This window comes from Methylosinus sp. is20ea (genome assembly GCF_059718135.1).
The window spans coordinates 2,786,792-2,801,602 of sequence record NZ_AP046088.1 but is presented as its reverse complement, the minus strand read 5'-3'; the positions used below and the strand labels follow the sequence as shown (position 1 = coordinate 2,801,602).

Annotated in this window: 14 protein-coding genes; 7 read left to right on the top strand and 7 right to left on the bottom strand. The window is 62.9% G+C overall.

All coding sequences use genetic code 11. The features are described 5' to 3' along the window. Positions 1 to 342: 342 nt before the first annotated feature. From AC6IY7_RS13105 to exbB, 3 genes are read right to left on the bottom strand one after another with little or no spacing between them, the layout of a single operon-like run. Entirely contained in the window at positions 343 to 1,089 is a 747-nt protein-coding gene (locus AC6IY7_RS13105; protein ID WP_497779679.1) for a TonB family protein, read from the bottom strand. After that, positions 1,086 to 1,469, bottom strand: coding sequence for an ExbD/TolR family protein (locus AC6IY7_RS13100; protein WP_497779678.1), 384 nt, complete (start codon positions 1,467 to 1,469; stop codon positions 1,086 to 1,088). The genes AC6IY7_RS13105 and AC6IY7_RS13100 overlap by 4 nt, the downstream gene beginning before the upstream one ends. Next, positions 1,462 to 1,890, bottom strand: coding sequence for a TonB-system energizer ExbB (exbB, locus tag AC6IY7_RS13095; protein WP_497779676.1), 429 nt, complete (start codon positions 1,888 to 1,890; stop codon positions 1,462 to 1,464). The genes AC6IY7_RS13100 and exbB overlap by 8 nt, the downstream gene beginning before the upstream one ends. A 925-nt stretch (positions 1,891 to 2,815) precedes the next feature. Between exbB and AC6IY7_RS13090 the strand changes: the two genes are divergently transcribed. Together AC6IY7_RS13090 and AC6IY7_RS13085 are read left to right on the top strand one after the other, a co-directional pair. Then, positions 2,816 to 3,478 carry a CDP-alcohol phosphatidyltransferase family protein gene (locus tag AC6IY7_RS13090; RefSeq protein WP_497779674.1) on the top strand — a complete coding sequence of 221 codons (663 nt, stop codon included), beginning with the start codon at positions 2,816 to 2,818 and terminating at the stop codon, positions 3,476 to 3,478. A 695-nt stretch (positions 3,479 to 4,173) separates the two neighbouring features. Continuing rightward, entirely contained in the window at positions 4,174 to 4,374 is a 201-nt protein-coding gene (locus AC6IY7_RS13085; RefSeq protein WP_497779673.1) for a hypothetical protein, read from the top strand. A gap of 38 nt (positions 4,375 to 4,412) precedes the next feature. On the opposite strand, the gene AC6IY7_RS13080 is transcribed toward AC6IY7_RS13085, so the two are convergent. Continuing rightward, entirely contained in the window at positions 4,413 to 6,197 is a 1,785-nt protein-coding gene (locus AC6IY7_RS13080; protein ID WP_497779672.1) for a carbamoyltransferase family protein, read from the bottom strand. 306 nt (positions 6,198 to 6,503) lie between these two features. On the opposite strand from AC6IY7_RS13080, the gene dusA reads away from it, so the two are divergent. Then, entirely contained in the window at positions 6,504 to 7,472 is a 969-nt protein-coding gene (gene dusA / locus AC6IY7_RS13075) for a tRNA dihydrouridine(20/20a) synthase DusA (protein WP_497779670.1), read from the top strand. A 10-nt stretch (positions 7,473 to 7,482) separates the two neighbouring features. On the opposite strand, the gene cobS is transcribed toward dusA, so the two are convergent. From cobS to bufA2, 3 genes are all read right to left on the bottom strand, one after another. Further along, positions 7,483 to 8,256: an adenosylcobinamide-GDP ribazoletransferase gene (gene cobS, locus AC6IY7_RS13070; protein WP_497779669.1), complete on the bottom strand. Its 774-nt coding sequence runs from the start codon at positions 8,254 to 8,256 to the stop codon at positions 7,483 to 7,485. Positions 8,257 to 8,314: 58 nt separating this feature from the next. Then, positions 8,315 to 10,600 carry a TonB-dependent receptor gene (locus AC6IY7_RS13065; RefSeq protein WP_497779667.1) on the bottom strand — a complete coding sequence of 762 codons (2,286 nt, stop codon included), beginning with the start codon at positions 10,598 to 10,600 and terminating at the stop codon, positions 8,315 to 8,317. Positions 10,601 to 10,885: 285 nt separating this feature from the next. Beyond that, positions 10,886 to 11,143 (bottom strand): BufA2 family periplasmic bufferin-type metallophore, encoded by a 258-nt coding sequence (gene bufA2 / locus AC6IY7_RS13060; protein ID WP_497779665.1) that lies wholly within the window; start codon positions 11,141 to 11,143, stop codon positions 10,886 to 10,888. A gap of 170 nt (positions 11,144 to 11,313) precedes the next feature. Between bufA2 and AC6IY7_RS13055 the strand changes: the two genes are divergently transcribed. From AC6IY7_RS13055 to pqqC, 4 genes are all read left to right on the top strand, one after another. Next, positions 11,314 to 12,012: a phosphatidylserine decarboxylase gene (locus AC6IY7_RS13055; RefSeq protein WP_497779664.1), complete on the top strand. Its 699-nt coding sequence runs from the start codon at positions 11,314 to 11,316 to the stop codon at positions 12,010 to 12,012. Positions 12,013 to 12,038: 26 nt separating this feature from the next. After that, positions 12,039 to 12,890 (top strand): CDP-diacylglycerol--serine O-phosphatidyltransferase, encoded by an 852-nt coding sequence (gene pssA, locus AC6IY7_RS13050; protein WP_497779662.1) that lies wholly within the window; start codon positions 12,039 to 12,041, stop codon positions 12,888 to 12,890. A gap of 224 nt (positions 12,891 to 13,114) precedes the next feature. After that, the gene (pqqB, locus tag AC6IY7_RS13045; protein WP_497779660.1) at positions 13,115 to 14,044 is read left to right on the top strand and encodes a pyrroloquinoline quinone biosynthesis protein PqqB; all 930 of its coding nucleotides are present in this window, start codon (positions 13,115 to 13,117) and stop codon (positions 14,042 to 14,044) included. Continuing rightward, the gene (pqqC, locus tag AC6IY7_RS13040; protein WP_497779659.1) at positions 14,041 to 14,799 is read left to right on the top strand and encodes a pyrroloquinoline-quinone synthase PqqC; all 759 of its coding nucleotides are present in this window, start codon (positions 14,041 to 14,043) and stop codon (positions 14,797 to 14,799) included. Before pqqB ends, pqqC begins: the two co-directional genes overlap by 4 nt. The last annotated feature ends 12 nt before the right edge of the window (positions 14,800 to 14,811 follow it).

Below are 14,811 nucleotides of genomic sequence, written 5' to 3'. Positions count from 1 at the left end.
AGCCGAAACAGTCGCTCATCAGACGCCTCCGCCACGAAAATTTTCCTGGAGTCTTTTCACGTTTCATGGAAACAGGGAAAGACTCTAGGCTTTTGTCTTGACGCGTTTCCAACGCCGAATTGGCGTCCACTTCGGCTGGAAACGCTCTAGTGTAAATCGATGGGAGGCGTCCCTAATCTCGGGGACAGTCGGATTTAGCGGTCGATGGAGTTTTCGTTCTCGACGCATGCCGAGCGCGTAGGGCGACGGCGGCGCGGGACTTCGACGAGCGCACGTCGGCAGGGCTGACCGGACGAGCGCCTGCGTGCTCTCGACGTCCTGATCACACGCTCTCCTCGATCATTACGACGGGCCGAAGACGACGTCGATCGCCACATTCATCTCCCTCGGCGGAGGTCCGAACGGCGCGCTCGATCGCACCGTCCTCAAGGCGCTGGCGTCGAGACGCTCCTGGCCGCTGCTGAAAACGACCTTCAGAGTTTCTTGTCGAATTTGCCCGGTCGCCAGAATGGCGAAGGACACTTTCGCCACACCACGCAGGCCGGTGCGACGTCCCTCCTCCGGATAGACGAGCCGCGAGTGGATCTTCTTCGACAACTGCCGAATATAGGCGCGAATGCGATCCTCTTCGGTTTCGGCGCGCCGCGAGAGCGTGCGCGCGATCTGCTGCTCCTGCGCGCCGGTCACATTCATGGCGCCGGCAGGATCAGACTTCGAAGGCGTAGGAGAAGGCGAGGCGACCGCCGTGGCGCTCGCCTCGGCGCCGTCGTCGGTCTGCTCGCGTTGCTCGACGGCTTGCGCCATGCGAGCTTGCGTCGCGCTCTGCGCGTTCTGCTGCGTCTCGCCTGCAGTATCCTGTTGCAGCTTTTCGTCGGCCTGCTCATCGGCGAGAAGACCGTCCATCTCGAAGACGAGAATCGAGTGCTCTTCTTCCGTCGTCTCGAACCAAGGCAGCACAAAGGGCGCGCATATGCAGGCGTGCAAGACGAGGGAAGCCGCCAGACCGTGATAGATCGTGAAATTGCGCGTCGATCTCGCTTTCTTCGCGGAAGCGCTCGCCGCCGGGAACACCATAGCGACGCCTTTCATTTCGGACTTTTTTTCGTCTGCACGGCGACTTTGGCGAAGTTCATCCGCTTGAGAACGTCGGCGACGTCGACGAAGCTCTGAAATGCGACCCCGCGATCGGCGCGAATGAGGAAGGCTGTATCCGGCGGCAGCCCCGTGAGCCGGCTCTGCAATTCATCCTTCGTCACTATGCCGCTATCGAGATAGACGCTTCCGTCCGCGGCGAGATCGATCGTCCTGTCCTTCTGCTTTTCGACCTGTGTCTGCGCGGCATGAGGCAAGGCGACGGGTATGCGCCCGGTCGCGATGAAATTCGCCGTCGTCAGCACCATGGTGAGAAGCACCAGCATGACGTCGACGAGTGGAATGACGTTGAGCGTCTCGAACGGCTTCTCATCCATTGGCGATCTCCCATTTCAGCATCAGCACCTTCGTCTTGCGCAGCAGGGCGTTGTAAGAAACGACCGATAAAAGCGCGACGACCAGCCCGACGGCGGTCGCCTTGAGCGCGAGCGCGAGGCCGGCCATGATCTTGCTGGCATCCGCCGAGGAGTCGAGCCCCATATTGTAGAACGTCAGCATGATGCCGAGGACCGTGCCGAGCAAACCGATATAAGGCGCGTTGGCGGCGACGGATGCGATGACGACGAGCCGCTTGGTCAAGTCCAGCTCGAGCGCCTTGACGCTGGTGAAAGTGGCGATGTCGACCGCGCGGTAGAAAAAGAGACGCTCGAGGGCCACGGCGACGACAATGACGCTGAGCATGGCCAAAAGGCCGATGACGCCGAAATCGATCGCCATCGACAACCATTCCATCTGCATTTTGTGAATCTCCCGCCCGCAGCGGCAACCGAATGTGAAGAGCGTCGCGCGTCGCGAGAGCTCCGCTTCCGGCCACGCGCCGCGAAAGCGCGGGCCCAACGACATTTATATTCGTTACATTGCGAATCCTCCGGGATGACGTCAATGGAAAACTTTAGGCGCCGACACGGACCAAAACCGAGACAGAATCGCGCAACACTTGCGAAAATGCCCAGCAGCCGAACAGACCCTCCAATATTGCGGCCGAGTCACTATTGGATTCCAACTCGAAATCAAGACCCGTGCCTTAACGATATGCAATGGACGGCAAGAACACCGCACCAACCCGCCAGCTGCCGTGTCTTCGCCCAATTTGCATCTTTTTTCTGCCGATTTGCATCATCTTTCTACAATGCATAATGCTGCTACGTAATATATTTCATATATATATGATGACGCACGTCGATCCCGTGTCCGCAGCGCCCCCGGTTCGTGGAGCCATGACGTTCGAAAACTGCTCGGCTCATCTCGGCTCCATTCGCAACAAGGTTTATCTATGAGCTTCGTTCACCTCCCGGAGCCAAACGCAGAGTCGCTGGAAGCGGTCGAGACATCACCCATGTCGCGACATCACCCGATGCGGCGACGCGCCGAGCTTTCCGCTCTGCAAAGCGCCTCATCTACGCCGACCGCCCTAGCGGCGGTACTCGGCATGCCTTGTTTCGCGCTCGCCGATCCGACGAGCGGCAGCGTCGTCGATAGAGCCACGAGCATCGCAGCTACACGGGCGTGAACGATGCCGACGGCGCCACCGCCTATGACCGGCATGCGAAAGGCCTCGTGCAGGTCGGATTCACATTCTGACGCTTCCAAACAACGCGCCGAGCGCGACACGAACAAAGGGAAGAGCGGCTCCCGAGACGAAGAACGAGAAATGGAGTAGAGCGTGGCGTATCTTCTCTGCGACAAAAGCGAGCGGCCTCATCAGAATTTTCTCGCCGCGAGCGAGCAATGGCTCGTCGAGAGAATCCTCTCGGCGCTGCCGCCGTCGGTCACGCCGCTGCGACTGACCAAGATCGGCGTCTTCGGCGCGGTCGTCGCCGCGGCGGCGCTCATCGGCTGCCGCTGGTCGCCTGCATGGCTGTCGCTTCTGACGGTCGGCGTTCTGCTCAACTGGTTCGGCATGACGCTCGACGGCCCGCTCGCCCGTCGCCGCAATGTGATCCGTCCGCGGCTGGAGGTCATCGGCCAGACCAACGACCTGCTGTCGCAAGCCCTCGTCATCATCATGTTCGGCGCCTCGCCATTTCTTTCTTTTCGATCGGCGTTTGTCGTGCTCGCCTGCTATCTGCTGTTCTCGGCCTATAATTACGTCCGCACGATCGCGCAACGCGCGCGGCCGATGGCCTATATCGGGCTCGGCCCGACAGAGTTCCGCATACTCATGGTCGCTTGGCCTCTCGTCGCGCAAGCGTTCGGGGTCGACGAGACAATGCGTGAAGGTCAGTCCCGACTGGACACGACGATCATGATCCTAGCCGCCTTCTCTTTCATCGGTCTCGCCGGAAAGGCCCTCGCCGATGCGAGACAGCTCGCTGCAGAGGAATAAGCGAAATACACGGCTCCATCCCTCCGACTCTCGTCGCGGGCCTGGACAGCAAAGAGTCGTTCAGCTCCCGTAGCGATCGAATGGACGTCTTGCAAATCGACGAGCCGGATTCGCCGTGAACGCGTTTTTCGCAAATAGCGCGCCGACACGAGATAGGCGATCGAGCCGGAAACAGCTCTCTCGTTCCGGCGCTCTCCATTCGAAGCATTCATGTGACGCTCTCCCCGATCATTCGTCGAGGATGTCGGAGACACGCGCCATTACCGCGCGTGTCTCACATCATGCAAGATCGCGCCGAACCCGCGCATTCGCACCCGGCGTTTTCGAATTGGCGCTGCAAGATTGCTCGGCGAGCGCCAAAATGGGCTCGCTATCGAAGATATTCGGGCGCCGGTCCATCTACACGCCCAGCCGTCCGATTTCGAAATTTTATATTCGGTCGCGTAGAAATCGATGTCGCGCGGGAGGCCCATGGCCGTCTTGATGCAGTCGAAACAGTTCTGCGCCGAGAATTGGCGGCCCTTGGTCAAAGGATACCACCGGAAATCATAATAGGTGTGCGGGTCGATCCCGGCGAGACGACCATCCTCGAGTAGCGGGGCGATCGCCGGGCCATCGCCCCGCAGCGTCGCATCGCCATGCGAATTGCAGGTGGCGAAGCCTCCGGGAATGACCTTCAAATCCCGATTGACGCTATGGACGCCATCGGCGAGCCCTTCACGATCGAGCGCGATGCGCGGGACGTAGCGGACAAATTGCGCGCGGCTTTCGACGACGAGGCGGACTTTGCGGCGCTGCGCGCCACCGCCGAGAAATTCGGCGGGGACAGCGTCCCGGCAAAATATCTCGATCTGCTGGATGAGATGCGGCAGGAGCGACGAGAGGCGGGCTCGTGAAAACGAGGCCAGAGGCGCGGAGGCGCTCGACGCAGGCCTCAACCAATTCGCCGAATGAAGCTATTGCCCAGCGCGAGCACATCCATCTTCGTTCTCGAGAAACAATCGAGCGCCTCCTCCGGCTTGCACACGACAGGCTCATTTTCGTTGAAGGAGGTGTTGAGCACCATCGGCACCCCGGTTTTCACGCGGAATGCTTCGATCAGCCGCCAGTAGCGCGGATTGGTTTCGCGATGAACGGTCTGTAGTCGTCCCGAACCATCGACATGGGTTATGGCGGGGATCAGCGGACGTTTCTCCACCCTGATCTGAAATACTTGCATCATGAACGGAACGTCGCCGTCTTCCTCGAACCAGTGGGAGACGCATTCCCTTTGTATCGACGGCGCGAACGGACGAAAGCTCTCGCGCCGCTTGATCTTGAGATTCAGTATGTCTTTCATGTCTGCGCGGCGCGGATCGCAGACGATCGAACGGTTGCCGAGCGCGCGCGGGCCCCATTCCATCCGTCCTTGGAACCAGCCGACGACTTGGCCATCCGCAATGGCGTCGGCCGTGCGCCGGCAAAGAGCGGCCTCGTCGTCGATGTGCTCGACCACACAGCCCTGCTCGGCCAGTTCCTCGCTGCGCGCGGCGAGCAGCGCCGCGATCGCCGCATCATCGCAATCGGGGCCGAGATATGCGTGATCCATGATCTTTCGTCCAGCGATCCTGTCTCCCGCCAGAGCGCTCGCAGTCGGCTCGCCGCCCAGCTCGCTCCACACCTGCATCGCCGCGCCGATGGCGCCGCCCGCGTCGCCGGCCGCAGACTGAATATAGACGCGATTGAACGGCGACATCCGCCTGATCTTGCCATTGGCCACGGAATTCATGGCGCAGCCGCCGGCGAGCGCGAGATCGGCGTGTCGATATCGATCATGGAGCTTGCGCAAAATATGGAAGAACGCCTCTTCATACATCGCCTGCGCCGAACGGGCGATATTGCGGTGACGCTCGTCGAGCGGCTCGTCGTTCCGGCGCGCCGGTCCGAGCAAATCCTCGAGCGCCGGGCCGAACAGCTCGCCGACATGCGGCATGCCGCCCGACCAGTCATAGGCGATTTTCTCCTTGTGATGGCGGAAGTAGGTGAGATCGAGCGCGAACGAGCCATCGTCATAGAGCCGCACGATGCGACGCATGGCCTCGAGGCGCTCCGGCCGGCCATAGGACGCGAGGCCCATCACCTTGTATTCGTCGCCATAATGGGGAAAGCCCAGATATTGCGTGATCGCCTGATAGAAAATGCCCAGCGAATGCGGAAAATAGACGCGTCCATCGATCGAGATTTGGTTTCCATCGCCCATGCCCCATGCGGCGCTGGAAAAATCGCCGAACCCGTCCACCGATAAGACGACCGCGCGCTCGAAGGGCGAGACGAGGAAGGCCGACGCGACATGAGCGACATGATGCTCGATGCGGTGCATCTCGCCCTCGAAGGCCGATCCGGGAAATGCGCGCGCCAATTCTGCTTCGATCGATCGCCGCTTCGTCTGATTGCGGATCCGATCGATAATGAGCGAAAGATCGGGGCGGGTCTTCAGCGCATAGCCGATTTTCCTGAAGAGGCTGGCCTTCGGGTCTGAATTGACCGCGACATGATCCACATCCGCGAGCGTCAGGCCGCCTTCCTCGAGGCAATAGCCGATCGCTCGGGAGGGAAATCCCGCCCAATGCTTGATGCGCCGGAAACGCTCTTCCTCGGCCGCGGCGACAATGGCGCCGTCGCGCACGAGGCAGGCGGAGGCGTCGCCATGGTACGCGTTGAGTCCGAGGATGGTGGTCACGCTGCTCCCCTTCTGACCCGCCGGCGCGAATGACGGGCTTCGCGCGTCCCGAAGATCGAGAGCGCATACGCGCGATCGAGCCATTCCGCGTCGATCTCATATCCTAAATCGCGCAATCGCCGGTCGGGAGTCGATCGACGGGCGCCCAGGACTTCCGCCGCGCGACAAAGCCTGCACTGAGAAGTCGAAAAGGAGCAAAAAGTGTCGTATCGAGGCGTGCGAGAGAGCGCATACGATGCGGGCCACGGCCTCGAGAGTAAAGAGCAATTGCTGAAAGTTCAGGATGTTAGATTCTCCGTAGCGCCGATGATGGACTGGACCGACCGTCACTGTCGCTCCTTCCATCGGCTGATGTCGCGCCGCGCGCGGCTCTATACGGAGATGCTCACCACTGGCGCCGTGATCTTCGGCGATCGCGATCGGCTGCTCGGCTTCGACGCGGCCGAGCGTCCGCTCGCGCTGCAGCTCGGCGGCTCCAATCCGGCCGAGCTGGCGCGGGCTGCGCGCATCGCCGAGCCCTATGGGTTCGACGAGATCGATCTCAATGTCGGATGCCCGTCCGATCGCGTGCAGAACGGCGCGTTCGGCGCCTGTCTCATGCTGCGGCCCGATCTCGTCGCCGATTGCGTGAAAGCGATGAAAGACGCCGTCGCCCTCCCCGTCACCGTCAAATGCCGTATCGGCGTCGACGATCAGGAACCGCGCGCCGCTCTGTTCGGGCTCACCGAGCGCGTCGTCGCCGCCGGCTGCGACGCGCTGATCGCGCATGCGCGCAAGGCCTGGCTCTCCGGCCTCTCGCCCAAGGAGAACCGCGACGTTCCGCCGCTCGATTATGGGCTCGTCTATGAGCTGAAGCGCGCTTTTCCCGATCTGCCCATTGCGATCAACGGCGGGATCGCGACCATGGAAGAGATGCGCGCGCATCTTGCCCATGTCGATGGCGTGATGATCGGCCGCGCCGCCTATCACGAGCCGGAGCTTCTGCTTTCGGTCGATCCGCAATTGTTCGGCGAAGCGGCGCCGCTCGCCGACGGCTTCGCGGCGGTCGAGGCCTTCATTCCCTATGTCGAGGCGCAATTGCGACGCGGCGAGCGCCTCTCCAACATGACCCGGCATATGCTCGGCCTCTTCGCCGGCAGGCCCGGCGCGCGCGCCTTTCGCCGGCGCCTCGCCGGCGAGGCGGTGCGCCCCGGCGCCGGCGTCGAGACGCTGCTCTCCGCCGTCGATGAAGTGCGGCGCGCGACGGCGCGCATGGCGGAAGCGGCGAACGTCTGAGCGCTCGGCCTCAGCCGCCGGTGGAAAAGGCCAGCAGCGCCGCGATCTCGGCCGCCTGCTGCGCGCCGCCCAGCACATCGCCGGTGAGGCCGCCGATCTGCCGCTCGGCGAGCTTGGCCGTCGCATAGGCCGCGCCGACGGCCAGCGCGCCGGCGACGAGCGCCGTCAGCGGCGAGACGCCCGCCGCGATCGGCAAAATGGAGACGGCGCTCGCCAGCAGCGCCGCCGTCTGCAGCGCCTCCTTGAACGGACGCATGGCGGCGTGGCCGGCGCCGTCCGCGCGCGCCGGCGCGAGGATCATGATCGGCGCCAGCCCCGCGGTGCGGGAGAGCGCCGCGGCGAAAATCAGCACAGTCGCCGCCTCGAAGCCGCCGCGCTGCGCGATCGCCGTCACCGCCCCGACGCGCAGCAGCAGCGAGAGCGTCAGCGCGGCGGCGCCATAGGAGCCGAGCCGGCTGTCGCGCATGATCTCGAGCTTCTCCTCCCGCGTCGCGCCGCCGCCGAAACCATCGGCGAGATCGGCGAGCCCGTCCTCGTGCAGCGCGCCGGTGACGGCGACGAGCGCCGCCAGCGCCAGCGTGGCGGCGAGGAAGGGCGGCAGGCCGATTGCGCGGGCGGCGAGCAGGACCCAGGCGGGAGCGAGGCCGATCAACGCGCCGGCGAGCGGCAGCGCCCGCACGGCGGTGCGGAAATCCGGCATCTCATGCCCCCGCGGGGCCGGAACCGGCAGCCGGGAGTAGAAGCGCAGGCAGGCGAGGAAATCGTCGACGAAGGGGCGGAACATGCGCCCCCTCATGAAGCCAAAGAGGCGATTTGTCGAGAAGGGGCGATCCGGCCCTGCGTCACCAGACGTAACGGACCGAGGCGAAGATCGAGCGCGGATCATTATAGTTGACGGTCCAATAGGCCGGCAGGCCGGCGCCCGGACGCCCGGACGAGATCGCCTGATAGGTGTAGCTCTGCGGATAGCGCCGATCGAAGAGATTCTTGACCGCGAGCTGGAAGGTCCAATGACCGTCGGCGGTCGTGTAGCTCGTCTGTAGATTGGCGAATGTCTGCGGCGGTATCTTCACGAAAGGATTATTGATGATGTCGGTGTACAGCGACGTCTGCGCCTGCACGGAGCCGCCGATCTTCCACACGCCCGGAACATCGAGCGGCACGCGATAATTGGTGTAGAGGCTGCCCTGGAATTTCGGCGAATAGGGCAGACGCGAGCCGGAATGCGCGGCGGTCGGAACGACGGCGTTGGGGCCGAATGGCGAATTGGCCCAGACCGCCCATGTCGTCGTTCCCGCGTAATAATCGAGCACGGCCTCGAGATAGGAGCCGGTCGCGCCGATCTCCCATTCCTCGATGGGCGTGAAGGTCGCCTGCCCTTCGACGCCCCTGGAGCGGCCATGGCCAGCGCTGAAACGATGCGAGCTATTGGTGACCGGATCGATCGCCGTCGCCTGCACATTGCGGAAATCGTTCCAAAAGGCCGAGATCGCGACCGCGAGACGCTGATCGAGCCAGGAGGACTTCACGCCGAATTCATAGGTCGTCAGCGTCTCCGGCTTATAGGGAACGCTCGCCTGCGTCACAGAGGCGATCGTCGGTCCCTGCGCGCGAAAGTCGAAGCCGCCGTCCTTATGGCCCTGCGAGAATGAGGCATAAGCGAGAACTTCCGGCGTCGCCTGATAGGAGAGGACGGCTTTGGGAGAGCCCGTTCCCCATGACGCGCTGTTCTGGACGCTCCAATTGAGCACGCCGCGCGGATTGTAGAAGGCCGCGAGCCAATCGGTGGAGGTGAAGCCGCCGCCGAGCAGCGACGAGGTCGTCTGCCCATTCACCAGCGAGTAATTGTAATTATTGTTCCACTGCTTCTCGTAATTATAGCGGCCGCCGAGCGTGAGCTTCAATTCGTCGGTGAGCCGATAATTCGCTTCGCCATAGACGGCGTAAGTGTTGGTGTATTGCCACAGCTCCTGCCAATTCGGCTGGAAGGTCGTCGGAACCTGCGGAGTGGCGAAAAAGCTCGTCACTGTTCCGAATGCGTTGGCGCGTCGGCCGGAGAACCATTCGTCGCGATTGAGATAGACGCCGCCTTTGAAATCGAGGCGGTCGTAGTCGCCGATGACGCGAAATTCCTGAGTGTAATTGCGATCCCAATAATGGAGCCAGTTGGAGCTGCGGGCCCACAGATCGCTGGTGTTGTCATAGAGCGCGACCTGCTCGAAGCGGCGCGCCTGGGTGATCGACTTCAGCTGCAGATTGGCGTCGAGCTGATAGCTGATCGTCAGCGCTCCGCCATATTGCTGGAAGTGATTCAGCGGATAGAGCGGATAATAGGCCGTGCTCGACGTGTTTCCGGGAATGGCGAGATTATTGTAGGATTTCGCCTGGCCGTCGTCGAACTCGCCGTCGAAGGCGAGCAGCACCTCGAGCGGCTGGATCGGCGTCCAGCGCAGCTTGGCGAGCGCATTGCTCAGATTGACATTGTTGACGTCGGCGTTGCGCAGCAGATTGCGCGTGACGCCGTCGCGCGCCCGATGGCTGTAGGAGAGACTCCCGAAAAGCTCGTCCGCGATGATCGGCCCGCTCACCAGCGCGCCGACCTTCCATTCGTTGTAATTGCCGTAGCCTGCTTCCGCCTCGACGCGCTTTTTATTGTCCGGCTTGCGCGTGACGATCTGAACGACGCCGGCTTCCGCATTATGCGGCGAAGACGTGTCCTGCGGCCCCGGACGCGCGTCTATGCGCTCCACATCGAGCAGCTCGATGCGCGAGCCGAGAAGGCGCGGGAAATAGGCGTCATCGAGATAGACGCCGACAGAGGGCTGTCCCTGCGGATCATATTCGCCGATCCCGCGAAAGAAATAATTGGAGTTGGACGTCGTGACGCCCGTGCGGAACTGCGTCAGTCCGGGGACATAGCCGGAAAGATCGCGCGTATTGGTGATGCTGAGGTCGCGCAATTTCTTCTCGTCGAAGCGCACGATCGTCTGCGGCGTCTTTTGCGCCTCCACCCGATCATGCTCCGCTTGCACGACGACATCCTGCACGGTCGCCTCGCCGGCCCCGCCCTGCGGCGCCGCCAGCGCCGCGCAGGCCTGCAGCGTCAAAGCTCCGACGCCTATCGCCATAACACTTTGTTTCTGTGAGGCTTTCGTCATATCACAACCATTTATATATATTAAATCTGTAGAAATAATATATTTTAAGCTCGAACTTGGCAATCACTCAGCTGCGCCGCCTTGCTGAAATCATACTTATTAGATAGAGATATCGCGCCTTCGCTCGGCAGAAAAGGGCGAGCCGGCCGGCCGTTTCGACGGCCTCGATGCGATCTCGAGATGCGCGAATGCGGCCCATCCCGGAGGGACAGGCGCGCATCGCTTTTGCCGGAAATTATTGCGAGAGGCGGTCGATCAGTTCAGCGTCTTGCCGCCGGCCGCCTTGCAGGCGTCCTCGGACTCCACGAACACCCAGCCCTTGCCCTGGCAGGCGTTCATGCCTTTGCAGGCGTTCTTGGGGCTGTGGCAGTCGCTCTTGCCCTTGCAGCCATTGGCGCCGACGCATTGCACCTTGCCGGGCGTCGCCGCCAGGGCGCCCGTCGCCGCGCCGGCGAGCGCGAGAGAGATAGCCGCTATGGCCAGAGCCGTTCCGTTGCGAATATTGTCTTTCATGTTTCCTCCCCGAGGGGCTGTCGGCCTCATTGGGCGTCGACCGCGCTTATCTGTCGTGAATCGGGCGCCCAGGCAAGCGCTTCGACGCGCCGCCCGCGTGACTTTCGCGCCGCGAAATGTCAAAACTCGCCCCGCCTGCGGCGACGGGCCGCATTCGGAGCCCCTCATCCATGTCGATCCTCGAATCGGTCCGCAAATCGCTCGTCCCCATCCATCCGGAAGGCTATATTTTCATCGCCGCCTTCGCCATCGCCGCCCTGCTGCTGCATTGGATATCCTCGACTCTCGGCTGGGTCGGCTTCATCGCCACGGGCTGGTGCATCTATTTCTTCCGCGACCCGCAGCGGCTCACGCCCTTGCGCGAGGGGCTCGTGGTGTCGCCGGCCGACGGAATCGTCTGCTCCATCGGCTTCTTCCTGCCGCCGGCCGAGCTCGGCCTCGGCGCGGAGCCGATGCAACGCGTCTCCATCTTCATGAGCGTCTTCGACGTGCATGTGAACCGCGCGCCCATCACCGGCCGCATCAGCAAAGTCGCCTATAAGCCCGGCATCTTCCTCAACGCCGATCTCGACAAGGCGAGCGAGGACAATGAGCGCAATGGCATCGTCATCGACGCGCCGTCGGGCCGCTATGGCGTGGTGCAGATCGCCGGCCTCGTGGCGCGGCGCATCGTCTGCTTCGTGCAGGATGGCGAGCCGATCGGCGTCGGCGACCGTTTCGGCCTCATCCGTTTCGGCTCGCGCGTCGACGTCTATATGCCGACGGGGGCCAAGCCCCGCATAGCGGTGGGCTCGCGCGCCATAGCGGGCGAGACCATTCTGGCGGATGTGAACTCCACCGCCGCCCCGCTGAGCTTCAAGGCCGGCTGAACCGTCGCCGCGAGAGAGGCCTTCCGATGAACGAACCTTTTTCCTTCGACGGCGGCCCCGAGGGCCGCGACGCGCAATTGTCCGCCTCCGAACGGCGCCGCCTGCGCTTCCGCAACATTCCGATCCGCGTGGTGCTGCCCAATCTGGTCACGCTGCTGGCGCTGTCCATGGGTCTCACCGCCATACGCTACGCCACCGAAGGCAAGTTCGACACGGCCGTCACCGCCGTCATCGCCGCCGCCGTGCTGGACGGGCTCGACGGGCGCCTCGCCCGTGCGCTCAAAGGCACGTCGCGCTTTGGCGCAGAGCTCGACTCGCTCGCCGATTTCGTCGATTTCGGCGTCGCGCCGGCGCTTCTGCTCTATCTCTGGTCGCTGCACGAGATCAAAGGATTGGGCTGGTTCGCGGCGCTCGTCTTCGCCATCGCCTGCGCGCTGCGCCTCGCCCGCTTCAACGTCACCGTGGACGAGCCCGGCCGGCCCGCCTGGCATTCGGATTTCTTCGTCGGCATGCCGGCGCCGGCCGGCGCGGTCGCGGTTCTGCTGCCGCTCTATCTCAATCTCTCGGTCGTCGACCTGCCCGGCTCCAAGGCGCTGGTGCCGCTGTTCATCGTCTATGTGCTGGGAATCGCTTTTCTGATGGCGAGTCGCATTCCGCATTTCTCCGGCAAGCGCATCGGCCGCATTCCGCGTGAATATGTCATTCTCGTGCTGTTCTGCGTCGGCGTGACGGCGCTGTTGCTCGCCATCTATCCGATGGAGACTTTGGTGCTGGCGAGCCTCGCCTATCTCGCCGCCATCCCCTTCGGCGTCCGACGCTACAAAGAGCTGGAGCGGCAGGAGACGGAGAAAGCGGCCGAGAAAACGCAGCCGGCGTGACGGACCAGCACGAGCGGCGCGACAAAGTGGCGCTTGCGCGCCGCCGCGCGCGCCGACATAGTGCCCGCGAAATCAAGCCGTCCGGGGCCATGCGCCGCGGGAAAAAGCGGCAAAATCGGGAGGGGAGCGAAACAGCGCTTCGAAGAGAGGCGGTTTCGCTCTAGAACGTCGGCTCGAGAGGAGAGACTGCGCCTTTAAAAAACGGCGCCGTCGCGGATCGCGTCATGTTCATCAAAATACTCGGATCGGGCGCCGGCGGCGGCTTCCCGCAATGGAACTGCAATTGCGCCAATTGCCGCGCCGTGCGCGAGGGCAGGCCCGGCTTCTCGCCGCGCACGCAATCCTCGCTCGCCGTCAGCGCCAATGGCGTCGATTTCGTGCTGCTGAACGCCTCGCCGGATCTGCGCCAGCAGATCGCGCATGCGCCGCAGCTCTCGCCCGGCCCGCATGACGGATTGCGCGCGAGCCCGATCAAATCCGTCGTGCTGACCAATGGCGACGTCGACCATGTCGCCGGCCTCCTCAATCTGCGCGAGGCGCAGGCTTTCTCGATCTATTCGTCCGGGCGCATTTTGAATGTGCTCGCCGGCAATCGTATCTTCGATATTCTGGTCCCCGAATTGGTGACGCGCGTCGAATTTCCCTTCGACGAGGCGATCCCTCTGCATGGCGCCGGCGTCGATCTCGGCCTCGCGGTGAAGGCGTTTCCGGTGCATGGCAAGATCGCGCTCTGGCTCGAGGACAAGAGCGCCGCCGATTTCGGCACGCGGGTCGGCGACACGCTCGGCGTCGAGATCATAGAAACGGCGACCGGCAAGAGCTGCTTCTATATTCCCGGCTGCGCCAAGATCGACGAGCCGCTGAAGGAGCGTCTGCGCGGCGCGAGCCTCGTCTTCTTCGATGGAACTTTGTTCCATGAAAATGAGATGATCGAGCAGGGATTGCTCGGCAAGACCGGCTCGCGCATGGGCCATGTGAATATGAGCGGCGAGGACGGCTCGATGAAAGCGTTCGAGAGCCTTTCCGTGGCGCGCAAGATCTATGTGCACATCAACAACTCCAATCCGACGCTCGACGCCTCCTCCAAGGAGCGCGAAATCGTGAATGCGGCCGGATGGGAGATCGGCGCGGACGGCATGGAGGTGACGCTATGAACGACTTCTCGACGGCCGAGTGGCACGATGCGCCGCCCTTGTCGAAAGAAGCTTTCGAAGCCGCGATCCGCGCCGTGGGTGAGGAGCGCTATCACGACAAGCATCCCTTCCATAAGATGCTGCATGGCGGCAGACTGAGCAAAGGCCAGGTGCAGGCCTGGGCGCTCAACCGCTATTGCTATCAGGAGGCGGTGCCGCGCAAGGACGCCGCCTTCATGAGCCGCGTCCACGACCGCGAATTGCGGCGCGAATGGATTCACCGCATTCACGATCACGATGGATTGGGCGAGGAAGGCGGCGGCATAGAGCGCTGGCTCGTGCTCACCGACGGGCTCGGCCTCTCGCGCGATTATGTCACCTCGCGCAAGGGCGCGCTGCCGGCGACCAAATTCGCTGTCGAGGCCTATGTGCGCTTCGTCGTCGAGCAGCCGCTCGTCATAGCGGTGGCGTCATCGCTGACGGAGCTGTTCGCACCGGCGATCCATCGCGAGCGCATCGCCGGAATGCTCGAGAATTACGATTTCGTCGACGATTCCGTGATGGCCTATTTCAAGCGCCGCCTCGCCCAGGCGCCGCGCGACAGCGATTTCGCATTATCGTATATTCTCCAGCACGCCTATACGCGGGCGGAGCAGGAAGCCTGCGTCGGCGCCGTGCGCTTCAAATGCGACGTGCTATGGGCGCAGCTCGACGCGCTCTATCAGGCCTATGTGACCGGCCTCATCCCGCCCGGCGCTTTCACGCCTCAGACATGACGAAATATCCAG